At 46.0% G+C, this 24,273-nt stretch carries 22 protein-coding genes; 20 read left to right on the forward strand and 2 right to left on the reverse strand.

The genetic code is table 11. The annotated features are described in order from the left end of the window. Window positions 1-80 precede the first annotated feature (80 nt). On the forward strand, window positions 81-1,067 hold the full coding sequence (locus NYE72_RS11605; RefSeq protein ID WP_339211804.1) for a hypothetical protein: 987 nt from the start codon (window positions 81-83) through the stop codon (window positions 1,065-1,067). Window positions 1,068-1,099: 32 nt separating this feature from the next. Then, entirely contained in the window at window positions 1,100-1,846 is a 747-nt protein-coding gene (gene map / locus NYE72_RS11610) for a type I methionyl aminopeptidase (RefSeq protein WP_038570087.1), read from the forward strand. 196 nt (window positions 1,847-2,042) lie between these two features. Here the strand turns inward: map and NYE72_RS11615 are convergent, their stop codons facing one another. Continuing rightward, window positions 2,043-3,131, reverse strand: a complete 1,089-nt coding sequence (locus tag NYE72_RS11615; protein WP_036685899.1) for a hypothetical protein — start codon at window positions 3,129-3,131, stop codon at window positions 2,043-2,045. A gap of 33 nt (window positions 3,132-3,164) precedes the next feature. Next, window positions 3,165-4,151 (reverse strand): hypothetical protein, encoded by a 987-nt coding sequence (locus tag NYE72_RS11620; RefSeq protein WP_076100704.1) that lies wholly within the window; start codon window positions 4,149-4,151, stop codon window positions 3,165-3,167. Between the two features lie 221 nt (window positions 4,152-4,372). On the opposite strand from NYE72_RS11620, the gene NYE72_RS11625 reads away from it, so the two are divergent. From NYE72_RS11625 to NYE72_RS11710, 18 genes are read left to right on the forward strand one after another with little or no spacing between them, the layout of a single operon-like run. Next, window positions 4,373-5,176: an electron transfer flavoprotein subunit beta/FixA family protein gene (locus tag NYE72_RS11625; RefSeq protein WP_339212070.1), complete on the forward strand. Its 804-nt coding sequence runs from the start codon at window positions 4,373-4,375 to the stop codon at window positions 5,174-5,176. Next, complete coding sequence (locus NYE72_RS11630) at window positions 5,173-6,375, forward strand: electron transfer flavoprotein subunit alpha (protein ID WP_339211805.1); 1,203 nt, start codon at window positions 5,173-5,175, stop codon at window positions 6,373-6,375. Before NYE72_RS11625 ends, NYE72_RS11630 begins: the two co-directional genes overlap by 4 nt. Next, window positions 6,372-7,067 (forward strand): hypothetical protein, encoded by a 696-nt coding sequence (locus NYE72_RS11635; RefSeq protein ID WP_076141742.1) that lies wholly within the window; start codon window positions 6,372-6,374, stop codon window positions 7,065-7,067. The genes NYE72_RS11630 and NYE72_RS11635 overlap by 4 nt, the downstream gene beginning before the upstream one ends. A 26-nt stretch (window positions 7,068-7,093) precedes the next feature. Beyond that, on the forward strand, window positions 7,094-7,951 hold the full coding sequence (locus tag NYE72_RS11640) for a hypothetical protein (protein WP_076105491.1): 858 nt from the start codon (window positions 7,094-7,096) through the stop codon (window positions 7,949-7,951). A 12-nt stretch (window positions 7,952-7,963) separates the two neighbouring features. Next, window positions 7,964-9,112 (forward strand): DegT/DnrJ/EryC1/StrS family aminotransferase, encoded by a 1,149-nt coding sequence (locus NYE72_RS11645; protein ID WP_339211806.1) that lies wholly within the window; start codon window positions 7,964-7,966, stop codon window positions 9,110-9,112. Further along, complete coding sequence (locus tag NYE72_RS11650) at window positions 9,109-10,116, forward strand: ATP-binding cassette domain-containing protein (RefSeq protein WP_036685909.1); 1,008 nt, start codon at window positions 9,109-9,111, stop codon at window positions 10,114-10,116. Before NYE72_RS11645 ends, NYE72_RS11650 begins: the two co-directional genes overlap by 4 nt. Further along, a complete protein-coding gene (locus NYE72_RS11655; protein WP_036685911.1) occupies window positions 10,113-10,904 on the forward strand; it encodes an ABC-2 family transporter protein in 792 nt (263 codons plus the stop codon). Before NYE72_RS11650 ends, NYE72_RS11655 begins: the two co-directional genes overlap by 4 nt. A 5-nt stretch (window positions 10,905-10,909) precedes the next feature. Further along, window positions 10,910-11,704: an ABC-2 family transporter protein gene (locus tag NYE72_RS11660; RefSeq protein ID WP_036685913.1), complete on the forward strand. Its 795-nt coding sequence runs from the start codon at window positions 10,910-10,912 to the stop codon at window positions 11,702-11,704. Between the two features lie 12 nt (window positions 11,705-11,716). Further along, a complete protein-coding gene (locus NYE72_RS11665) occupies window positions 11,717-13,198 on the forward strand; it encodes a class I adenylate-forming enzyme family protein (protein ID WP_339211807.1) in 1,482 nt (493 codons plus the stop codon). A gap of 8 nt (window positions 13,199-13,206) precedes the next feature. Continuing rightward, a complete protein-coding gene (locus tag NYE72_RS11670; RefSeq protein ID WP_038570110.1) occupies window positions 13,207-14,121 on the forward strand; it encodes an NAD(P)-dependent oxidoreductase in 915 nt (304 codons plus the stop codon). Further along, entirely contained in the window at window positions 14,118-15,314 is a 1,197-nt protein-coding gene (locus NYE72_RS11675) for a nucleotide disphospho-sugar-binding domain-containing protein (protein ID WP_036685920.1), read from the forward strand. The genes NYE72_RS11670 and NYE72_RS11675 overlap by 4 nt, the downstream gene beginning before the upstream one ends. A gap of 3 nt (window positions 15,315-15,317) precedes the next feature. Then, window positions 15,318-16,487 (forward strand): peptidase U32 family protein, encoded by a 1,170-nt coding sequence (locus NYE72_RS11680; RefSeq protein WP_076100697.1) that lies wholly within the window; start codon window positions 15,318-15,320, stop codon window positions 16,485-16,487. 14 nt (window positions 16,488-16,501) lie between these two features. Next, on the forward strand, window positions 16,502-16,768 hold the full coding sequence (locus NYE72_RS11685) for an acyl carrier protein (protein WP_036685924.1): 267 nt from the start codon (window positions 16,502-16,504) through the stop codon (window positions 16,766-16,768). 2 nt (window positions 16,769-16,770) lie between these two features. Continuing rightward, window positions 16,771-17,964: a glycosyltransferase gene (locus NYE72_RS11690; RefSeq protein ID WP_076105496.1), complete on the forward strand. Its 1,194-nt coding sequence runs from the start codon at window positions 16,771-16,773 to the stop codon at window positions 17,962-17,964. 10 nt (window positions 17,965-17,974) lie between these two features. After that, the gene (locus tag NYE72_RS11695; RefSeq protein ID WP_339211808.1) at window positions 17,975-19,708 is read left to right on the forward strand and encodes a hypothetical protein; all 1,734 of its coding nucleotides are present in this window, start codon (window positions 17,975-17,977) and stop codon (window positions 19,706-19,708) included. Then, a complete protein-coding gene (gene uvrA / locus NYE72_RS11700; protein WP_094903502.1) occupies window positions 19,701-22,286 on the forward strand; it encodes an excinuclease ABC subunit UvrA in 2,586 nt (861 codons plus the stop codon). The genes NYE72_RS11695 and uvrA overlap by 8 nt, the downstream gene beginning before the upstream one ends. Then, window positions 22,280-23,932: a carbamoyltransferase C-terminal domain-containing protein gene (locus NYE72_RS11705; RefSeq protein ID WP_036685931.1), complete on the forward strand. Its 1,653-nt coding sequence runs from the start codon at window positions 22,280-22,282 to the stop codon at window positions 23,930-23,932. The genes uvrA and NYE72_RS11705 overlap by 7 nt, the downstream gene beginning before the upstream one ends. A 27-nt stretch (window positions 23,933-23,959) precedes the next feature. Next, entirely contained in the window at window positions 23,960-24,247 is a 288-nt protein-coding gene (locus tag NYE72_RS11710; protein WP_036685933.1) for a hypothetical protein, read from the forward strand. Window positions 24,248-24,273: the final 26 nt, after the last annotated feature.

The raw sequence follows: 24,273 nt of genomic DNA on the forward strand, positions 1-24,273 counted from the left end.
ATTTATAGACACTGTTATAATTGGAATATGCTTATGTATTGGAGGCGATTCGCATTAGGCGGTTAATATGGATAGCACCTTTGTTATTGGTCGTAGTGTTAAGCGGATGTAAAAGTGATTTGGGCTTCATCAATGCCAGATGGATCGAAGGCGTGTCGTTGACACCCGTGGCAACTAGTGATCAGAAACAAGCGGATCGTCCTTTGCACTCAGAGAGCTTAACGCTAAAGGATTCTGTTTTGATCAAGACGCTTGCGGAGGCTATGAACAAGAGTAAAAAATTTTCTGATGATCTGGATTGGGGTCCGGAATTTGAAATGAAGCTTGTTTATGGGGACGGCTATTCGGAAGACTATTACATAGCGCTTGGAGATCAACTTGGACATGAAGGGATGTTTACTACAGCGGAGAACAGCAGTCAGGGCTACACGATTCCTGTAAAAAACTCTGACCAGTTAAGAAAGCTCATTTATGGAACAATCGATACGGAGAACATTGAACAGGCAGACCCTGTGGAGACTTCTGTCGAGGTAACAGGTCCAGTAACCCTATCACATAATGAACTGTCTCCGGTCACAGGCAGAGCGGGATTTTTAAATCTGCAACTGCTAGAGGGGACATATAGCGAAGATTGGACTACACCCAGTCCGTTAACGGGAAGAAACTGGAGTGGCCGATTTAGGCTAGTAGTGACTGATGAGCGTGGAAAAACGCTGAGTAGCTATCCGTTAAATGATCAATTTGCCCAGACCTTTAATGATTTTTTCCAGCTTCAGTTTGAGGATTATAATGGAGATGGTGATCCCGATTTTACGATCGGACAATATGGAACGAGTAACGGTTATTTCTATAAGCTTTTTACACTCAGAAGAAATAACGTGATAGAAGAACTGCCTATTAAACCTGAAAATCAGTTGTTTATCAGCAGTCCTGAGCGGTATTCCATAAAGCTGGATAAAGTTGATGAGCATAGCTTCAAGAGAAGTTACTACGATAACGCAGCAGGCAAACAAGTGGAAGATACTTTTCAGTGGGTAGGGAGTGCATTTCAGAGGCTGGATAATTGATTAATTCATGAAGTGAGAGGAATGTGTGTTGGATGACAAGTGATACGGTACAAGATTTAGAAGGGTTAAAAGCTATTGGAAAAGTGGTGGGCCACACCATCGCCGAGATGAAAAAGAAAGTAACCCCTGGGATGACGACTGCGGAGTTGGATCTTATTGGAGCTGAGATTCTGGAAAGCTTCGGAGCATCCTCAGCCCCGAAGATAACTTATAATTTCCCGGGCAGCACCTGCATCAGTGTGAACGAAGAGGTTGCTCATGGTATTCCGGGTCCGAGAGTGATTAATGCTGGCGATTTGATCAACATTGATGTCTCTGCTGAGCTGAATGGGTATTATGGGGATGCTGGCGTTTCTTTTCAACTGCCGCCCTATAACGATGATATTCTGCGTTTATGCACGAGTACTGAGGAAACCATGATGAGTGTGATCAATCATCTGCGGGCAGGGATGAAGGTTAACGAGATCGGCAGAATGATGGAACTTGAAGCTCGCAAACGCGGTTATAGAGTGGTGCGTAATCTGTGCAGCCATGGAATTGGCAAATCACTGCATGAGAAGCCTTTTGAAATTCTACCCTTCTATAATCCAAGAGTGACCACAGTACTGAAGGAAGGACAAGTAATTACAGTAGAGCCTTTCCTCTCGACTGGAGCGGACTATGTGGAGCAGCAATCGGATGGCTGGACGCTAAGTGTTGTAGATAACGGTCGGGTAGCGCAGTTTGAACATACGATTATCGTGACTAAAGGTGAGCCTATTATTCTGACTAGTGTGTAAGCCCGAATAGCGACTTAAAGGGGTGGAGGATGGAGGGGGATATGAGCAAAAGCCCTTACCCGGACCCTCCGTTCCTTCCATGTCGTTAGCGAAGATGTTATTAGCCGTGATAAGTGGCAATGCGGTAAATGCTTTAAAGAGACCTGTCTATTTGACAAGTCTCTTTTTTTCTAGGATGAGGCGTTACGCTTATATCCTATATTTGGCATAAATTATCGATGTTTTTTTCAATGGAATGATAAAACAGGTCTTCCGCATGAAGGACATAGGCCATGTATTCTTCCATCTGGTCAGTAAGTGTAAATTCATTCATGATATACTGCCTGGTCATAACATTCCTTAAAAGTTCCCATTGTTCGATGCTTTGCCGAGCACAATGAATGACATCGCTGAGAGCATTAGGATTTGCTAAGGAATTCAGCAGCAACAGCAATACTTTTTTCCTATCTGAATGACGGGTGAGCGTCGTCCGGGTTAAAGAGTAAAGGTCATGGGGGCGGTTTGAAATCTTTGTATTGAGGATGAAACGTCCACTTGCAAACAGATTGTTCAGTTCCTGGATGGCTGATCGTCCGATATATTCCAGGCGTCCTTCGGTACAAGAGGGCGGCTTATAATAATTCGATAGTGCGGTTCTTAAAATGAGCGAGGCTCGGGCTGGCAATTCAGCAAGCTCATCTTGATTAGGATGCACTGTGAAACAGGAAAACTGACGATTGTAGGCATCCATAAACGAAGTTTTGGCATCTTGACCGATATTTTTGTTATGCGGATAAGGCTTGAAATACTCTTTGTTGTAATTTATATAATTGTCCAAGAAATAAAAATCAGTTGCCGTCTGCCCTAGGATCAAAAATATATGCCCATCCACAATATGATCTGTTTCCAGAGCCGGGTTTAATTCAAATGTTCTATAAAAGGGGACTCGTTTCATTAACGTATTGACAAATACGACTTCGTTATTTGCTAACAGTGTCTCTATCGTCTGGATGGCTGCCTCTGCATTGTTGCTAAAAGTATGTTTATTAGCGACTGTTATATAATCCTCGGGATCTTTGATCTCGTTCAAGCTTAATTCAAACTGGTCACTGTCAGTATGGGTAACTAATTTCAGATTAAAATCATCTAAAAACATCTTGTACAATACGCTAGAGTCATTGACATACCTCTTTAGCATGAAAAAAATATTACGGGTATAGCAGTTTCCCAGTGACTGTACCTCTGCAATAGGCTCCCCTGCAGAATTATAGTAATATTCCATTTCTAACGTCTGCAACGTCTGCATAATTGTCCCTCCAACTGCTGCTAATTCTCCAATTCATCCCTTGGAGCCGAGCGCGCTTATTATTTCGCCCAATAATTTGGTTTCGTCTGTTTGTATGGTCAACAGAGAATGTTTGAGTGCGTCTAGCACCTTGGGGTCCATGGACAGATTATACCGAAGCACCATATTTCTGTTCAGAAGAGAGCGTTCTTCAAGCTCAGTACAACGCTCAATCCATCGGTCGCTTTGCAGCAGGAGTTTTATTTGTTGGAGATATTTAAGTCTTAAAACCATAAGCTTCTTATGCTCCCACAGCAAATGATAGGCTCTAATGTCAAGCTCAGGGTCATCTTCTTTAGGATGCTCCATTTGATAAATGAGGTGTTGGTACACACTTTGTCCATAGATGCTGGTAGTGGTATGGTTAATAAAATCGAATGAGCGCTTGGAGGATAGATATCGCTGCAAGCTGTCGACAATCTGTTCGACGTTTAAGTCAAATTCTGCATCGATTTTGCTAAGCAAAGTTACACGCGTAATAAAATTTTCTTCCCCGGACAGATAGTCAAAGGCGGATTCCAGTTCGGAAAAGGTGCATTGAGCGGTCATGAATTTACCGCCCGTAATATTGTCCCGAATGCAGACTGTTTGGCGATCAAGATCGTAGCCGTAAATTAATGTCTCGTGAAAACGGTGCTCTTGGCCGAACTCCTGAAATGCAGATATAAAGTACCGGTCGAGATGGCACCATACATAGCAATCGCCGTTGATAGAGTCTACTACAAAATCCGTAAAGGAAGACCACTTGGAAATGATGGTTCTAGGCAATATGAACTTATTGAGAAATGGGCAATAATCAACAAGAAGCTCATGATTGTCAAAAAAGTAAGTTTCCCAATCCGTTACATATCTCAGCTGAATGAAGTTGGAATAAACCCAGGGCCATATGCGGTTATCCGAAGAAATAATAGAAAACAAAGTCCCATAGGCGTTGGAAGTATTTATTAGTGGATCGGAAACGGGTAAAGTAATTTTACTCAATTTACACCTCCATATTCCCCTTATATGTAAATGAAAATGAAATAAATGACATTATTATACTATAATAATTGTTCATTCCAATTATGTGATGATAATCATATTATGATAATAAAGGGAAATGGTAATCTGGCGAAGAATAGTACTTTTGGAAACATTTTGACATACGTTTCTCTGATAAAAAAGCAGCAGAATGTGATGGGAGGAGCGATATATTGCGAATAGTGGTTTGTTTAAAGTTTATTGCACACGTGAACAAAGGCGATGTGCGTGGCATTGCTGATGGCCGTAAGATCTCGGCCTCACCGCCACCGAAGGCAACCTTTGAGCTAAACTATCCGGACCGGCAAGCCATCCATGTGGCATTGGAGCTGAAGAATAGCTGTAATGCTAATGTAACTCTTATTTCCATGGCCCCTCCCGGTTGTAAAACGGCTCTGCAGGAGTTTATGGGTTATGGAATCGATGAGGCAGTCCTGCTCAGCGACGCTTCTTTTGCCGGTTCGGATACATTGGCGACATCGCTGGTACTGGCTCGTGCTGTTGAGAAGCTTGGTGGATGTGATCTGGTTCTGACCGGCAGCCATTCAACCGACAGTGATACCGGTCAGGTAGGTCCGGGAATCGGCGAGTATCTAGATATCCCCCACGCGATAAATGTAACACAGTTTGAGGATATTTCGACCGATGAGGTATTGTTCCACCGCCAGCATGACGAAGGGGTAACAACCAGACAGTCTTGCCGGCTTCCGGCAGTATTGAGTATTGGTGGAATGACAGCCGTCTCTGAGTTGAAACCGCTAACAATTGCTGCCAAATTGCATGCCAGAACCAAGGATATTCTGGTATGGTCCTGTCATGACCTTGGCCTTGACCCACAGACGGTTGGTTTGGCAGGCTCGGCTACTGAAGTAGTTTCAGTGTACGAACAGCACTCCGAAAGAAAGGGGATTTTGCTGGAAAGCGATGAATATCTACGGGTATTGGAGCCGATAATCAGCAAAATCAGCGAGGTTAGAAATGGATGATTAGGATTGATCAGGAACAATGCACATATTGCCTCCTGTGTTTAAAACGCTGTCCCGCCGCTGCAATCAAGGATGAGGATGAGGGCTTGCGTATCGACGTTGCGGCATGTACTTATTGCTCAGTCTGCACGTCTTGCTGTCCTAACCAAGCCATTATAATGAAAGACAGGGCACAGGAGACCAAACAACCGTACCCTGAGCATGAGGGTATTTGCCTTGTTGTGGAACATGCTGAGGGCGCTCTCTCTTCATATTTTCCGGAACTGGTTACCGCAGCAAAACAGCTGCAGGCTATGAGAGCCCAGCGCATTTACGCTTTGGTGGTCGGAGAGCGTATAGAAGACCTAGCCCAGCATCTGCTTCAGTGGGGAGTAGATGAGGTGTGGATGGTGAACAAACCGGGAATACAGCGTTACGCCGAAGATATTCATTATAATTTGATTTCTGCGGTGCTCCGGGATCAAAGACCGTCTGTCGTACTAGGTATGGCTACCGCATGGGGGAGGTCTATTTTCCCCAGAGTCGCAGTTCGCCTGCGGACGGGGCTATGCGCCGATTGCATCGATTTGAAGATGGGACCGGATCACGGGGATTTTATTATTACCAGACCGACGCAAATGGGCGAGCAATTCGCTGAGATAAAAATACCGGCAAGACGGCCGCAAATGGCAACTGTAAAAACCAATTTTTATTCCGCTGCTGAGACCGCACACGTCGCGCAGGGCAAGATTGTTGATTTAAGCTCCCTGTATTCTTGCTCTTCCTCAGTCCTGCAGTTTATGGGAGTAATTGAAGAAGCCGCGGGCAAGGAGAACATCGAGACTACAGAAATTATTGTTGCTGCCGGGAGAGGCATTCAAAACGCAGACAATCTTCGTTTAATCTATGCGCTCGCCGATGCGCTTGGGGGGAAAGTAGCGGTTACCAGACCGCTTGTAGAATGTGGATGGATGGATAGTATGCATCAAGTCGGACTGACAGGTAAAATGGTCAAGCCCAAACTGTACATCGCCTGCGGAGTGTCTGGGGCAGTGCAGCATAAGGTTGGGATGCATCATTCGGAGACGATAATTGCAATAAATACGGATCGCAATGCACCTATCTTTGATTACTCCACATATGGGATCGTAGGCGATCTTTTTACAGTCATACCTGAAATATTGTCGGCATTGAACACAGTACAGGAGGTTGGGCGATGATTGAGAAGGAGCTATTAAGACAACAAACGCTGCATACGATTGGCGTCATGCTCGATGAGCACTTGCTTCAGAAGGAGGATATGTTCAGGTTTCAAAGCGATGTCCACGACACACATTCTCCGGAATACATCCGGAGCGAGATGGAGAATTGGTACAGAACATTAGGAATCGAATATATCATCCAGCGAAAATTTTCACTTCGGATGCCGCAGTTTACTAGAGAAGAATTAGAAGAAGCGGACCGAAGAAACGAGATCATTTTATGTGTTCCCCAAGGCGTCAGTCGCAAGCAATTAGGCTGCTTGTTTAATATCCGCAATTGGGCGCTGGAGAGTGAACTGGTCGCAGCAACTCCGGAAATTGAGGATTTCTGGTTCACCGTTCCGCGGACAACCGAACCGGATATGCTGGATCGGACGGCTGTGGAAATACAGCGTACATACAAGAAAACCGGAAAATTGGGAATGAGTCTGGAGCGGTATCTGGTATTTGTCGCCCGCATGAGGCATCTGACAGGACAAACACCGGATATAAGGACAAAGATGTGGATTACCAACGGCAAATATGAAGGAAAGGCGATGCTTGTGGTTGGTTTCGACTCGGCTGGCGAGTTTACAGCACATGGCTGGATGCCGAATTTCCACTCGCCTATGGTGGGCGGACGTTATACCTGGATACCTGACCATATATAAACAGTAAGGAGACGGTTATTTCGGCTATGTACAATAAGTTCACTGAATCGGGGCCTCAGCCTAGTGTACACTTCACCGCTGCTCGCAAGGCGGAACCGGGTCCTAATGAATTGTTCATTACCAACCGTTTTACTTTAACGGGAACGGTAAAGGACCCATCCTGCTTGCAGCTTTTTCATGGGGCATGCCATTTACCAGGGCATTATCCTTACTCCAGTGTCGGAGTAGTGACTAAGGCGGGGCTTGGAGCAGAGCATCGCGTAGGCCAAGCTCTTGTGTTTTCTCCTCATTATACAAAGGATGTATGTGTCCCTCTGCACAGTGGGGTGGATGGTCAGATCTTTATTTCCAACGACTTAGACCCTGTGACAGCTGCGTTTGTTCCTATGTTTTGTGTGGCACTAAATGTGTGTGAAGAGCTGGCAGATGAAGGCATTAAAACGGTGGAACTGTGGGGAATGGGACTGCTAGGAAAGCTTTTATTAAGGTTGCTTGAGCAGGATGAAGATTTGAGCTTCAGTGTTGAAAAGAAGGAGGCCAAGGATGAGATTTGGGCCGGGTTAAACAGCGGTGTGTGGGACTGCGAGGAGAGAGCCATTGTTGCACTTGATTCGGACCTGCTCTCGCAGGTTCAACGGCATTCGGCTTTAAAAAACGATCCACCAGACCAGCACATACAATTTATTGATCTGACAAGACCTGGAATACTTAAGGAATCCATAACGCATGACCGTATTCAGGAAATCTCTCGCAGAATTGGGAAGCAAGAGCTTGAAGTAACCAGCCTAATTGCCCAACATATTCATGCGGAACATATGGAGCAATTTATCAGGCAAGCGGCGGAAGGCTTTTTTGAAGGGAAAACTGTAGTCTATGACTGGTAGAGGAGGTTCGTCATGCAGTTGACACAAGGTGTTATGGATGTACCCGCACTCGATATTGCATTTTCTGAGCAGGAGCGGCGTATCATTATGGAGCGAATTGATGATTGTCTGTCGAGAGGAGCGTTGAGTCAGGGTAGGTATGTACAGGAGCTGGAGGAACGTTTTGCCCGGTATGTAGGAGTTACTCATGCCATTGCGGTTAATTCGGGTACAAGTGCGATTGAAGCGGTAATGAGAGTGCTCGAAGTAAAGGGGCAGGAAGTGCTGGTTCCGGCAAATACGTTTATTGCCACGGCTTCCAGTGTCCTGTTTGCCGGAGGGCATGTTCGCCTTGTTGATATTGATCCCCGTACATTTTCGGTGTCACTGGCTGAAATAAAGAAGCAGGCCACGAGTCGTACCCGAGGGGTTATTATCGTACATATTGGCGGAATTGTTACACCGGAGATTGAAGAAATCAAGCAATGGTGCGATGAGCAGGGGCTCTGGTTATTTGAAGATGCCGCTCATGCACATGGCAGCAGGATGGCCGGAAAAGGTGCGGGAGCTTTCGGAATTGCCGGAAGTTATTCCTTTTTTGCCACGAAAATCATTACCTCGGGGGAAGGAGGGATCATTGTCACAAACGATCATTCAATGGCTGAGAAGCTAAGAATGTTCCGCAATCATGGCAAGCCCCAGCCTTGGGAGACTTACCACACCTCGCTTGGCAACAATTATCGAATGAGTGATATCACAGCAACGATAGCGCTTACCCAGTTTGAGCGGCTCGACGCGATCATTGAACAACGGGAAGCGATCGCCAACCGTTATACTTCCTTCTTTACGAAAAATCTTCCTGATTTCGAGATTGTGATGCCGCAGGACAGATGCAGTTGGTATAAGTACATTGTTATAGTGCCTTTAGACGTTGACAGTTCCGATTTGAAGGACAGACTCAAGGAGAAAGGCGTTTCGCTCCAAGGGGAGGTATATGCAACGCCGCTTCATAGGCAGCCGATCGCTGCTTCCCTACAGTTCAGTGGGGAATATCCGCTAGCGGATGATTATTGTCGGCGTCATATCTGCTTGCCGATTTATCCCAATTTGACTGATCAGCAGATCGATTATGTTTTGGCTGTATTCTTAAGTGTGGTCGCAGAGTTAAGGGGGCAGCAATGAACGAGGGCATTATTATTGATAATCTGAGAAAGGTCTATCGCGTCCCTGTAAGAGAACATGGGTTAAAGCATGCGTTCAAAAGTCTGATCAAAATGGAATACAACGAAGTTGAGGCGGTAAAAGGTATCGACCTCAGGGTTGAGCCGGGAGAAATTGTCGGGTTCATCGGACCTAACGGCGCGGGAAAGACAACCACGCTGAAGATGCTCTCCGGTATCCTGTATCCGACATCAGGCAACATTTCCGTCTATGGCTTCAAACCGTGGGAACGCCAACATAAGTTTCTGCGCAACATCAGTATGGTAATGGGGAACAAATCGACGTTAACCTGGGATATTACGGTCGAGGACTCTTTCTTTGTGATGAAGGAAATATACGGAGTCTCTGATGCTGATTTTAAACAAAGACTCAACGAGCTAAAAGAACTACTGGATATAGGGCATCTGCTTAAGAATCAGGCACGGAATCTCTCTTTGGGAGAACGCTCCAAGTGTGAATTAACAGCAGCGTTGTTACATCAGCCACGTGTATTGTTTTTGGATGAGCCTACTTTGGGGCTGGATGTTAGCATGCAGCTGCGGCTTCGCAGTTTTATCAAGGAGTATAACCAAAAACATGAGACAACCATCCTGCTTACCAGTCACTATATGGAGGATATTTCTTCCCTTTGTAAACGGGTTGTGCTGATCAATCAAGGCAAGCTGTTATACGACGGATCTCTGGAGCAGCTGAGCGGTAAAATAGCTCCCTACCGCATTCTCAAAGTCAGTTTTATGGATGAAGACGTAACGGGCACAATTGAAGAGCTAAAGGAGAAGTTTACTGACAGCTTGCAGGTCATGGAGCTTGCGGAAAGCTACGTATTGTTTAAGATTCAGAAGGAAGCTGTACCTGAGATTGTTTCAGAAATCTTTAATAGCTATTGCATTGGAAATGTAACAATCAATGATGCTCCAATCGATTCGGTAATTGATGAAGTGTATCGAGAGGGGAGGCTCCTTTGAATTTTCGCGGAGGCTTTGCGCTGATACGTAGGACTATGTTCGGGTTTATGGCTGAGAAAGGTTTCTTCTGGACATTGACGCTTGGTTGGATGATGGGACCTATCATCTATATGTTTGTTTGGACCGTTGCTGCGGGAGATGGAAGCATAACCGGGTTCACTCAGCAGGATTTTGTGAGGTATTATATTCTGTTAATTCTTGTGAACCAGCTGACCTACCCTACATCACACTGGACGGTCGGCGATCAAATCTATGGCGGCAAGATGTCGATTGTATTATTGAGGCCGATATCGCCTTTTTACGATGTGGTTGCATCAGATTTGGCTGTCAAAATCGTCTGTATGCCTTTTGTTATATTTGTTGCCGGTGTGGCTGCCATTTTTTTGAACTTCAGACTGGCTATATCCGGTCTGGACTTGCTGGTGGCCGTTTATCTTCTTCTCATGGCTCAAATAATCAGATTTATGCTGGCCTATACACTTTCCCTGTTTGCATTTTTCACCAATAAAATCAAGTCCTTGCTTTCTATTAATGACACCCTGGTATTTTTGCTGGCCGGACAGGTAGCGCCTTCGTCGTTGCTTCCGGGATTTATGCAGGATATCTCGGATTATTTGCCTTTTCAATATATGATCAGCTTTCCGATAGAGTTTTCCCTTGGAAAGTTGGATCATTCACAGCTTGTTTTTGGCATAATTGTTCAATTCGTTTGGGCGGTCGTTATCATATTATGTAACCGTTTAGTGTGGAAAAAAGGGATTCGTGCATACATGGCCGTGGGAGGGTAGGGAACATGCTGAGATATATGCGTTTGCTGAGATTGTTTTTCTCTACAGCGCTTCTAAAGGAAGCGTCATTCCGCGGTGACTTTCTAATCAAAATTTTGTATACCGCAATTAATTTAACCGGGACGATTGGCGGGATCGCGATCCTCTTTTCCAACACAAATTCGCTTAACAGTTGGACTTTTGCGGATACGCTGGCATTATCGGGCGTGTACTATTTTATTTTGGCAATGAAAAATCTATTTGTTGGTCCAAGCCTTGGCTCATTAGCCGGGATGGAAGGGGAGCTATGGACTGGAGGATTTGATTTAACGCTGCTCAAACCGATTGAGACCCAGTTTTATGTGAGCACGAGATACTGGTCTCCGCTTAATCTGTTTGATGTTATGGTGGGAGTAGCGGTGATGGTGCTGGGCGTTTCTCAAATGCAAGAAGCGATAGGAATATCCACTTGTCTGATGTTTGTATGGGCCATTTGCAATGCTTTACTGCTGTTGTACTCAATACTGCTGTTATTAAGCTCTTTGGCGTTTTGGTATGCCGGAAGTCCGATGTTGAGTATATTCGACAGTATCATGCAGATGGGTAGATTTCCGGTCAATGTATATCAGAAACCAATCCAATTGGCGCTTACCTGGATCGTTCCTGTCGCCTTTATCGTTTCCATTCCTGCAGAAGCATTAGTGGGCAGGGTAAGCCTGTCCTATTTATTCGGAGGCAGCTTGCTAGCTGCGGTTTTGCTAATGTTAGCCAGTGCGTTTTTTAAACGAGCAGTGAAAAAATATGCAAGTGCTTCTAGCTGAGGAGGATTCTAAGTGAACACTTCTTCCATATTGGATTTGATTTATTTCAATTGCTCGAATAATCCAGGGCTTACGGCCATTGATTATGAAGGATCAACGATCACTTATGAAGAGCTACGGCAGGAACTGGAGCACAGTAGTGAGAAGCTGGATCTCGCGGGGATCCGGCCCGGGCACAGAGTTGCCTTAGCCGTTGCAGACAAATCTGCTTTTATCATGCTGTGGCTTGCATGCTGGCATACGGGAGCCGTTCCGATCCCATTTGAACCTGTGAAGAACTTACCGGAACTGGAGAGAATGCACTCGTCAAGCCATTGTCAGTATTTAATTTGCGATCCAATTGATTCGGAGGGCAGCAGTCAGCTTGAGCTCGTACTCAGAGTACCGATGTTTATTTTTAGGACTGCAACGCTTTTTTTACAGGCAGATAAGCAGTCTGATGAAGATATTGCTTTGAATTTTTATACCTCAGGAACGACTGGACCGCCTAAATGCGTACAGTTTAGCGATCGGGCCATCTACAATAATGTAATGGCCATCTGTAGAGGGCTTGAAATTACTGCAAACGACAAGCTGTTCACACCGATTTCGCCGTGGCTGCCCGCGACGCTAACCACTGTAGTCCTACCGGCCCTCTGTGCCGGTGCTACATTAATCATGTCGAAGGGAACAATGCCTGCTAGAATTTGCGAGCAGATCAATCGCAAAGAGGTAACGATTCTTTTTGCGGTTCCCTATATGTATGCCTTGCTTAATGAGTCAGTCGTGTCATCGTCAAGTGTAGCTTGGGATAAAGTGAGACTGTGCATCAGCTGCTCTGCTCATCTGGACGCAGCGACTTTTAAGGACTTTTATAAGCTGTCGGGCAAGTCTATCCGTTCATTGTTCTGTTCATCCGAAGGTGGGGCAATTGCCTATAATCCTTCAAATGAGCAAGAACTGATCAGAGATTCGGTGGGACAGCCACATCTGGGAGTTTCTATTCGGCTGCTTGACCCGGAGGGGCACGAGGTTGCTCATGGAGAGGAAGGAGAGATATGGGTCAGCGGCGCTCATATATCGTGCGGGTATTACGGGCAACCCGAGTTGCAGGCAGAGGTCTTTCAACAGGGTTGCGTACGTACGGGTGATCTGGGAAGGTTGGATGAGGCTGGGTATCTGTATTTGTCGGGGCGGCTTTCTGATAACATCAATGTCGGCGGACATTTGGTAAATCCGGCAGAGATTGAACAAGTCCTGCTGCTCCATAACGGCATTAAAGAAGCACTTGTATATGGTGTTTCCGATAAATACTATGGCAGCAAGCTGATTGCGGAGATCGTGCCGCTGGATGCCCAGGTATCAGCCGATGATATTATCAGATTCTGTTCAGCGAGACTTGCGGCATATAAGGTGCCGAGAGTAATCAAGTGGACGGATAACATTCCCAAGGGTCGCTATGGGAAGAAGCTGAGAAATCAGAATCAAGCAGCCAGTCACATCCTGACGCCATGAGGTTTCTTGTGACAGGTTGCAGCGGTTTTATCGGGAGCAGGTTAACAAGCAGTTTACTGGAACAGGGACATGCTGTCAGAGGGCTTGTATTGCCGAAGGAAAAAGGCGTTGGCGAAACACTTGCAGAATTGGGTATGGAACTGTGGGTAGGCGACGTTCTGAACCCTGAAACGATGGATGGCATAGGGGAGGATATTGATGTCGTCTATCATCTTGCCGGCAAACATTCTGGTTCTGTGTCCCGGATGAGGCAGCTGTATGTAGAGGGGACGCGGAATCTGCTGGACCAACTTTTGCGCAGCGGAACGTATGGCAAGTTCATTGTGGCAAGCAATGGGGCTGTATATGGAAGCGACAACGTTTGTGTGGCCGATGAATCTGCACTGTGCCATCCCGTTCATCCATTTGGAAGAATTACACTCGAAATGGAGCGGCTGGTCCAGCAATACTGCACCCATGCGAAATTTTCTTATATCATTCTCAGGATCGCTGAAGTGTACGGCCCGCTTGAGCATAATTATATCCGGCAATTAATGCGCTGCACTCAGATGCTGGGGAACGGGCGCAGTTATTCATCTAAAGTGCATATTGATGATGTTATTTCAATGATGCAGTTGGCCTGGAGTAATCTTGCTGTTCAAGAGATTTATAACGTGAGTGATGATCTTCCTCTAACACAGGAGGAATTGATAAAAGAGGTTCGGAAATATGCTCAACTGTCTGAAATACAATGGATTTCTCCTGAGGCTGTCACTGATCGTATCAGACTAAGTATACATGGTTTACGCGCCCTTTCCGTACGTATGGGAAACGAAAAGATAAAAAAGAATGCCGATGTACGGCTGGCATACCCTACTTACGCCCATGCGATTCCTTATTTAATCGAAGAAATGTCCAATAGAAGCGAGGTGAATAGTTTGTGAGTCCGCCAAGAATTATGCTTCTTCCAAGCCCCCCTAGCTCCGGTTCTGTAGGATCAGTGAGCAAAACGCTGGGCATTGCCAAGGTTCTGCAAAGCCAAGGTTGCACGGTCAGCTTTGTGATTGGCGGCAAGCTTGCTGACTTTGTCCGAGCCAACGGCTTTCAGGTTTATGACTATCCGATTCCGCTTCCTTCAGGGAATTCCGGAGATGTTCGCAGTGCTGCCGATTATGTAGAGTGGACAGGGATGGCAGAATCGGGCTTTATTCGTCAAGCGGTTGAGGCTGAACTGAAGGCGATACAGGCTTTTAAACCCAACGCCATATTTGCCGAGTCTCGTCCGAGTGCTTCCATTTCAGCTGCCGTGGCCCAGATTCCCGCTTTGATGATTGCGAGCTGGCCAAGCCATCCAGCCTTCCCGGCCAACCTACAGTATCCGGGATCTGCCAAAGCTATCGCCGCTTTTAATGAGGTGTTGGCGGATTATTCACTGGATTCTGTTTCCAATCTGGCTGAATTATTATTTTCAAGAGCAACGATTAAAATGGCACCGACACTACCGGAACTGGAGCCGGAGCTGGCTGCGTTGAAGGAGTGCGATTTCGCCGGTTACATTCTGGATTTGGAGGCAAGACAATCTTCAAATCTGCAGTGGCATCCGGACTGGCAGGGCAAGCCGCTAATTTTTATTTATTTAAGCGTTAGTGCCATTCCCCCTTTAATTTATATTGAGCTTGTCAAAGAGATCTTTGACAAGCAACCCTACCGTGTTGCCTGTTTATGCGGATTTCATTATGAACTTAAGGTGCTTCCTGACCATACCGACAATATTCAATTCCATTGGTTTATCCCGGCTGCTGAAATTATGCCGGAAGCAGCTCTGGTAATCTTTCATGGCGGACAAGATACTATGCTTACGACAATGTTGCATGGACTTCCGAGCATAACCGTTCCCGGTCAACATTTTGAACGGGACTATAATTGTACGCAGCTCCAAAATCTTGGTCTCACTTATAAGCTACCCGTTCAAGCATTCAGACCAAGCCGTATCCGTAAGATTGTTGAGACAGCGTTGAACGATAATTTGGCTGAGCTTCGCGGGCATTATAAGTCCAAGCTGAGGACTTTAAGCGGAACTGAGAATTGCTGTGCTGCATTGATCGCACTGGCACAAAAAAATAGCTGGCAGGTGTAATTTATGAAGATATCTGTTCCATATAACGGCGATATCCAGCTTATTGACGAGCTGGGCGGATACGAATATATCAGCTGCTTCTTCGGTGGTTCTTCTCAGGAGGGCTGTGGAAGCGGAAGATCGGCTGCGGCAATGCCGATAAGTACGCGGAGCGATATTGAACAAGCGGTTAAGCGGGCCCATATGTACAACAAAGAGTTTAACTATTTGATGAACAGTTCCTGTCTCGGCAACAGGGAATATGAGGATGAAGGCTACCGACAAATTGTAGATCAAATGGATTGGGCCGCTGAAATAGGTGTGGACTGGATCACCTTAGCCAATCAGCTGCTTGTGGACATTTGCAGGAGAAGACATCCTGAGATCAAAGTGAGCTTGTCCTCCTTTGCGGTGGTCGAAAGTGTGGAACGGGCAAGATACTTTGATTCAATGGGCGTCAAAGAGATCACAGTAAGAGAAAACATAGCCAGAGATTTCAGGCTGCTTGAACGTATACAGAACAGCGTTGAATGTGAAATCCAGGTCATTGTCAATCAGACCTGTCTCTATGAATGTCCAATGCAGGTCTATCATGACAATGTAATGAGCCATGGCTCATCCAACCGTGGAACGGATAACCAAAGCTTTATGGATTATTGCTCCGTCAAATGCACTTACGAGAAATTTAATGATCCAGGGAATATCATGAAGGCGCGCTGGATCAGGCCGGAGGATTTGGCGGAATATGAGAAGATAGGCATACACCGTTTTAAGCTGACGGACCGGTCAAAATCTACTGTCTGGCTGTTGCAGGCGGCAAAAGCCTATCATGATAGGCAGTATCCGGGGAACTTGGCTGATATTTTGAACATCGTTCACACCAACCATCGCAGAACGGCCGGTGCGGTTACACGAGAAAAGGCGGTTTTTTCCCGGCAAACGCAGCAGAGCCGCCAGAGCATCCGTGCCCTGACCTTATTGGATGTTTATATTGACAATTCTAAGCTGCAAGGTTTTATTGATTTTTTCAAAGAAGTCGATTGCCGGTCACTGGATTGTGCGGTATGCGGGTATTGTGATCAATTTGCCGTTGAAGCCCTTTCGTTTCCTGATCCTTCCGCCCGGACCAAGAGCTTAAACATGCTGCAGCAGCTGGTACAAGATACGGCAGAGCGGCAACCAAAGGTTTTCTGAGAGGAGATATAAGCATGCAGAACAAGGAGATTCTGGGTAAGCTGGCCGCTATTTTTTCAGAGGTCTTGAGCAAGGAGGTTACAATGGAGGAACTGGATGCGCAAGCGGATTTACTTGAAGCGTTCCATATGGATTCACTGATTGCTTTGCAGATTATCGTTAAGATTGAACAACAGCTTGGAATCGTCATTGAAGATGATGACCTGGCACTGGAACTATTAAATGATACCGGAAAATTGACGGCATATATTGAGGGACAGTCGGAAAGGGTGAGCAGCTGACGATGAATCTTTTGTTTCTTTCTGAAGGTGCTTATTTTGCCTATTATCAAGGGGCCGTCAAGGCTAACCGTGCAGTATTCGAGTCCCTGGCTGCCAGGGGACATCAATGTAGAGTAGTCCATCTGGTAGACCAGGAAGATTCTCTGTTACAGGTGGAGGAACAGCTGCAGGAGCATGGGGTAAACAATATTATTCGTTCCGCGCATAGTCTTCAGGGGACAGTAAATGGTGTAGAATGCCATTTCACCACGAGTGTTATGCTGTTATACAGAACAGCAGGGGATTTGATGAAAAAAGGCAATCCGGACGTGGTTCTTGTGAATATGGCTTACCACACCATGGTTGCTGCGGGAATAAAGCTCGTGGCTGGAAGCGCAACAAAATTGGTTGTGATTTGTCATGATGTGATCACTCTCCCTTTTGGGCCGCATAGCTGGATCGAAAATCCGCTGCTCCGACAGGAACTTGCCCAGGTCTCCGGCTTTATTGGTGACAGTGATTTCGTAGCTCATAATATCACCGAATGGGGTGGTTATACCAATGCTGTTTCGCTACGTTTCCCAATTTATGGGGATGGTATTTTTCCAACCTTTCATAATTTCAACAGAGGATACATCGCGATATGCAACCCTACAGAGATAAAGGGTTTATCCATTTTTCTGAAGCTGGCTCAAGCTTTTCCGGACTATCCTTTTGCTGCGGTAATTACATGGGGCGATTTGAAGCAGGAGGAACAATCCGCTTTACGTGCTCTGCCTAATGTGACACTGCTTGAACCGGAGCGCGAGATGAATTTGATTTTTGAACAGGTACGAGTGTGGCTTCATCCTTCCATCTGCGCTGAAGCTTTTGGGCAGACAGTAATTGAAGCGATGCTAAGAGGTATTCCTGTTATTGCAAGCGACCAAGGCGGCCTCATGCAATCGAAATGCAAGGTTGACTATAATCTTCCGGTGACGCCGATTACGGAAACTTACAAGGATGAAGCAACAGGACATACAATGCCGGTTATTCCCGAACAGGATACTGCCATATGGGTGGAGACTTTGCAACGGCTGCTGACGGACAGGACACTCTACGAATCCATTTCTGCAGCCTCTAAAGCTGCCGCGCAGGAATTTATAACGGAGGCCCAGCCTGAAAAATTCGAACTGTATCTGGAGAATATGCTGCAATCCGAAATGTCAGCAAGGTGAGGTGAAGAGTGTGGAAAAGACATTGGATACATCCGCCATTTCCGTTACATTGCTCGACTGTCTTCATCGTGCTTTAACAACAGGAGATATTGAACTTTGGCTGGAGACCCAGTATTTCGAAGATGAAATGGAAGCTGAATCACAGCGGGCATGGTTCCATGGGTATTTACAAAAAACAGTTCCGACTTGCATAGAATTTAACGTACGAAATGTCAGAATAAGTCTTGCTGAAATTGTTGCTGCTTGTACTTTGACCTTTACTTATGAACAGTTTGACCAGCTAAAGGATGAGCATATTTATACTATGCGCTATGTTGAAGACAAAAAAGAATGGAAGGTTGTAACGATCGAGAAAAGCTGGCTACCGTTTGGTTCGGCCGAAGCCGATCTAATTCATTACGATACTTATTCCATGACTGATCTCTTCTGGTGGACCAATGAAGCGGAATTGGAGATTGTTAGAAACAGCAACGATCCTCTGTCGGCGAATTTATACGCTCGGGCAATTCCACGAAATATACGTTCCCGGGAAGTGCACTCTGAATTGGAATGTGCGGCCATTCTATCCAATATGCTGTCTTTGCGCGTAGCTGATCTGGCAGCATTGCTGTTTCAGCCAACCGCTCTAGGGACGCTGGAGTCCTTATATCATTTTGCAAGTGAAAATATCAATTTCCAGATTGAGCGGCCTGATCGTAACAGCAGCTGGTCAAGCAAATTTACTGCTCCAACGTTTAGTTATGATGAACTGTTGACCTTGGCTGAAGATCACTTTCCATTAACCGCTAATTGTACGCCGCTTATGTCATTTTATTTTGCGGTGCTCCGATTATGCGGCTTGGCGGCTTCGGATATCGTCCAGCTCCGTTTAGTTAATTACGATTGTTTGCTCGTCTCCATCACTGGAGAGGCATACCTGTTTTTCACAGACCGGATTGTTAAATTAAATGCAGGTACTTACTATTATCAGACCGAAATCAGCAAGCTGTTCAATGAGAGGGAGTATTGGTCTGCTGCCGGAAGTTCGAATTTATCAGGCCGGACGGTGGAGCGATTAAATATCTGGTTCAAGGATGGCATTGTGTTTAAATTCTCACGTCCGCTAACAACGGGAATTAGCTATATGGATGAATGCCCAATGCCCAGTTTAAAAGAATGCGCTGACCCGCTGCAACTTCATCGGTTGCTGCGTCAAACGATGCTGAGATACAGCTGCAATCTGCCGGATTCTGTATATACGTACGCCAAATATGCTTATCAGACACTATTAGTAACAAAACCGCAGGCTTATGTTCTGGCATCTATGAATAGTCCGCTTATTCGTCAGTTTCTGAGCGATTATAATACGAAACAGCATTTTTTTGAGTATGTGGATTTATTGAAGAAGAAATCCATATTTCGGGAACACGACCGACTGATGACTGCAGACCAAGTAATACGTCACGGTACCGCCGATCCGGCTTCCCTTACAGTGTTGGTGTATGTCTGGTTAAATCAAAGCCACCAGTCTCAAGGCGGGGTTTGTATAACTGATGAAGATAGCTATTGTTTTTTTGAAGGAGAAATATGGAGCGGCAAAAAACGAAAACCAGCATCAAAGATGCAAGGAAATCTGTTAGTAGCTTTTAACCATGAATCATGCTTCAGTGAGCTGATGAACATTTCTGAAGCGAAGACCGAATGGATAACATTCATACGGCAGCATATGACGATGTCTCATGAAGGAGCCGATCACATTGAATGACTGGATTAAAATTCAAGGTGCGAGAGAAAACAATCTGAAAAATATATCTCTGTCTATCCCCCGAAACAAACTAGTGGTGTTAACTGGATTGTCTGGTTCCGGCAAATCAACACTTGCCATGAATACCTTGCAGCAGGAATGTCAGAGGCAATACATGGATTCGCTCGGTATGATAAGTGATTTTATCCACAAACCTAAGGTTGATTCTATTGAAGGGTTGTCGCCTTCCATCTGTATTGACCAGCGTCACACTAACCGAAATCCCCGGTCAACCGTTGGAACTACAACGGATTTGTACACCTTGCTTCGTATATTGTTTACCAAAAGCGGAGAAAGAGCTTGTCCTAATTGCGGAAGCCAAGTCAAGGGTTCAAGTAGTGCTGACATCTGGCAGGAAAACTATGAGTCGATTGAAACAGAGATTCAAGATCTTCCTATGTCCTATTCCGATGAGGGCAAAGCCGTGTGCCCAGAGTGCAGCCATGAGCTTAGAGCATTGACCATGTCCCATTTCTCTTTCAATAAACCTGAAGGCGCATGTCCGGTTTGTATGGGCTTGGGGGTTGAACGAAAACCGAATTTACAAGAAATTTTCGATGACAGCCTCAGCTTGAAGCAGTGTGCACTTAAGGGGAGCAATCCTCATGGAGCACAGTTAATGGCCGATAATTTGGTTGCAGCCGGTAACTATTACGGATTTGTGTTTGATCCTGATAAACCCTTGAGAGATTTGGGCACGGTCGAACGGGATCTGCTGTATTTCGGTGTATACAGCCAGCGATTTATCAGGCATTTTCCTGGGAAGACCCCTCCAACTTATGCTGCAGAGGGAAGATTCGAGGGGATTCTGACCAACCTGGAACGCAGATACAAGGAACGTGGACACGAATCGGACTATCGAGAGAAGATTGAAAAATTCTTTCATCTGCAAGAGTGTTCGGATTGTCACGGTACGAAGCTGAACGCAGACAGTCGAGCGGTTACGCTAGCCGGGAAAAGTATCACCGAAGCATCTGCAATGCCGCTCTTCCATTTGCTTGGCTGGTTGCGTAAAGTGTCCGCTCAACAGCTAGGGGGAAGTCAGGATCCGCTTATGAACATCGTTTCCGAAATGGAAAAAAAGCTGGCTCGCTTGATTGAAGTGGGTGTCGGCTACTTAAGCTTGGACCGCTCCACCGTTTCTTTATCTCTGGGAGAAATGCAGAGGCTTAAGCTCGTCTCATTAATCGGAGCTAGCTTAACAGGAGTTTTGTATATTCTCGATGAACCGACAATTGGCCTTCACCCGATAGATACCGAAGGTCTGCTCCGGGTGCTCCGGCAGTTGCGTGATCTTGGAAATACGGTTCTAGTTATCGAGCATGACCCGGATGTTATGCGGGCGGCCGATTACCTTATTGATATCGGACCGGGTGCGGGCAAGCAAGGGGGAGAAGTGGTTGCGGCTGGCTCCGTGCAGCAGCTGATTCAGTGCAGCAGATCATGGACCGGGCAGTATTTCGCTGGTAAAGATACGGTGGTTCTTCCTGAACAGCGCCGCAGAGGGAACGGGAAATGCATTGAGATTACAAATGCGAATCGCCATAACCTTAAGGATGTAAGTGTGAATATCCCGTTGGGCAAGCTCGTTGTGCTGACCGGGGTATCAGGGTCGGGGAAATCGACTCTTATGTTCGACGTCCTGGCTCGATCCGCACAGCTTCATTTTACCCAAAGCACCGAGACTGATGCCTATGCAGATGTTAAGGGCTGGGAGAATGTGCATAAGGTCATTAGCTTCGATCAATCCCCTATCGGTCAGACTGCAAGATCAAACGCGGCAACTTACACAGATGTGTACACGGCGATAAGGAATATTTTTGCTGCGCTGCCTGAAGCGAAAATGCGTAATCTCCAGGCCAAACACTTTTCTTGCAACGTCCCTGGCGGCCGATGCGAACGCTGTCAGGGAGCAGGGCTTGTGCAAGTGAATTTGCAATTCCTACCGTCGGTTGAGACCCCATGTCCTGTATGCCGGACCAAACGATTTAAGCCGGAGATTCTGGATGTAAAGTATAAAAACCATAGCATTTCAGATGTATTGGCTTGCTCTGTAAAAGAAGGGATGGAACTGTTCGCGGATGAACCATCCGTATATAACAAGCTGGATGTGATGTGCCGTATTGGACTGGATTATTTAATTCTGGGCCAGCCGGCAACCACTTTGTCCGGCGGGGAGGCACAACGGGTAAAGTTGGCCAGAGAGCTCTCCAAAAGCAGTAGACACCACACCTTGTACTTGCTTGATGAACCAACAACAGGCCTGCATCCGCATGATGTGATTAAGCTGATTGATATGCTTGGGCAGTTGGTCGACTCGGGTAATTCTGTCGTTGTGATAGAACATAATACCGATGTCTTAGTCATGGCGGACTGGATTATTGACATGGGGCCGGAGGGAGGCCTGGAGGGGGGACAAGTCTTGGGTGAAAGCACACCAGAGAACATCGCGGAAATCAAGAATTCCAAAACAGGTCGAATTGTAAATCAGCTTCTCAATCAATATCAACAAAACTTAGAGGGGGAGTATACGTGTTAATTCTTGGTTTAAGCGGTGGGCTAGGACATGATTCAGCGGCATGTTTGGTTCATGATGGCGTTTTGGTGGCCTATGCTGAGGAGGAGCGTTTTTGCCGAAAAAAACATGCTTACGGAGAGCCCCCGGTTTTGTCGCTCCTCAATTGTCTGTCACAAGCGGGCGTTGCTTTTGAAGATATCGATCTGATTGCTTTATCATGGGACCCGCAAAAAGCGGAAGAATTGGGGATATTGGAGAAATTCAAGAAGCACCCGGTATTATCAGGCAAAAAAATGCCCACTATCATTTCGGTCAGCCACCATTTATGCCATGCGGCAAGTGCCTACTATTTATCCGGGTTCGATGATGCGGTGATTTTGGTCATGGACGGACAAGGTGACGATATTTCAACCACAGTAGCCTATGGGAAGAATGAGCATATTGAGGTTAAGCAAGAATACGGGATTTCACAATCGCTTGGATTTTTTTATTCCATCGTCAGTGATTATTTACAGCTTGGAGCATCGGGAGAAGGAAAGCTGATGGGATTAGCCTCTTATGGAGAGTCAGTCTATGACTTTTCTGTACGGTTGACGGAAGACGGGTACGAGATTCCAATCGGAGAACCTGATAGTTCGCTTGGTTTGGAGGATAAGTATAACAAGCTGACCCGAATATGGATGAAGGAAATGTACCGTAAATTCGGTGATCCTCCAAAGCGTATCTATAGCAATAATACACTGTATGGCGGGCTCAATTATACGGTCGAATACAGCAAGAAGCACAAAGATATTGCCGCATCGGCGCAGCAGGCGCTGGAAGACACTATTGTGCATCTTTGCCAGCAGACCATCCGGCAAGGCAACAGTAAAAATTTGGTGATAGGCGGAGGTGTTGCTCTCAATTGTACGACGAATGGAAGGTTGGAACGCCTCGGAATTTTCGATGAAATCTTCGTATTACCGGCAACCAATGATGCTGGGGGCTGTATCGGAGCTGCCATGATTGCCTCTAAAGAACGTTCCGTTCTCCCTGTAAAGGGCAGACTGAAGACTCCTTACTGGGGAATTTCCTATGATGACAACCATATATCGGAGGTATTAAACAAGCTTGGTTTGAAGTATAACTATTCATCCGATATTTGCCGGCAGACGGCAGAACTGATTGATAGAGGTAAAGTCATTGGCTGGTTCCAAGGCGCAGCCGAGATGGGGCCAAGGGCATTGGGCAATCGTTCCATAACAGCCAGTCCTGCAAGTTATGATTCATATGTAAAAGTCAATCAAAAAATCAAATTCAGAGAATCCTGGAGACCGCTGGCGCCAAGTATTATGGATGAACATGCGGATTGGTTGGTGGAGGAGGCGCAGTATTCGCCGTATATGCTGAAAGCCTACACAGTCAAAGAAGAGAGAAGGCAGGCTGTTCCTGCCATCGTGCATGTAGATGGATCTACCAGACCGCAAACGGTCCGAAGCGAGGTGAATCCGGTCTGGCATCAGCTTATTGCCGAGCATTATAAGTTGTCTGGAATTCCGCTGATAATGAACACATCGCTTAACACACGAGGAGAACCGGTGTGTGAGACTCCATACGACGCCATCAAAACCTTCTATACCTCCGCTATGGATGCGCTGGCGGTCGGCAATTTCTTAATCGAAAAATAATACGGGAAACGAGGGGATTTGACCGTTATGAACAGAGATGAGGAATATATCCAAGCGACAGTGATGGAACTAATCCGCAAAAATGGAGCCTTACCCTCAGTAGAGCAGAAAGAGACGCTGCAGGCTGCTGATTTGAACAGAACTTTAACCGAATGGGGAGTTAATTCGTTCCGGGCTTTATATCTTCTGTACGATTTGGAGGAGGTCTTCCGGGTTCAGATTCCAGACAACTGTCTCACTCCAGAGACCTTTGAGTCTCCCTTGACGATTATTAACTGTCTTAAAGTGTTGCTCAATGATAAGGCAATTTCCTGATGCATGATTTTTAATTCCAAGAATCG

It is taken from the genome of Paenibacillus sp. FSL L8-0333, from assembly GCF_037965665.1.
Lineage (GTDB): Bacteria > Bacillota > Bacilli > Paenibacillales > Paenibacillaceae > Paenibacillus_AQ > Paenibacillus_AQ odorifer.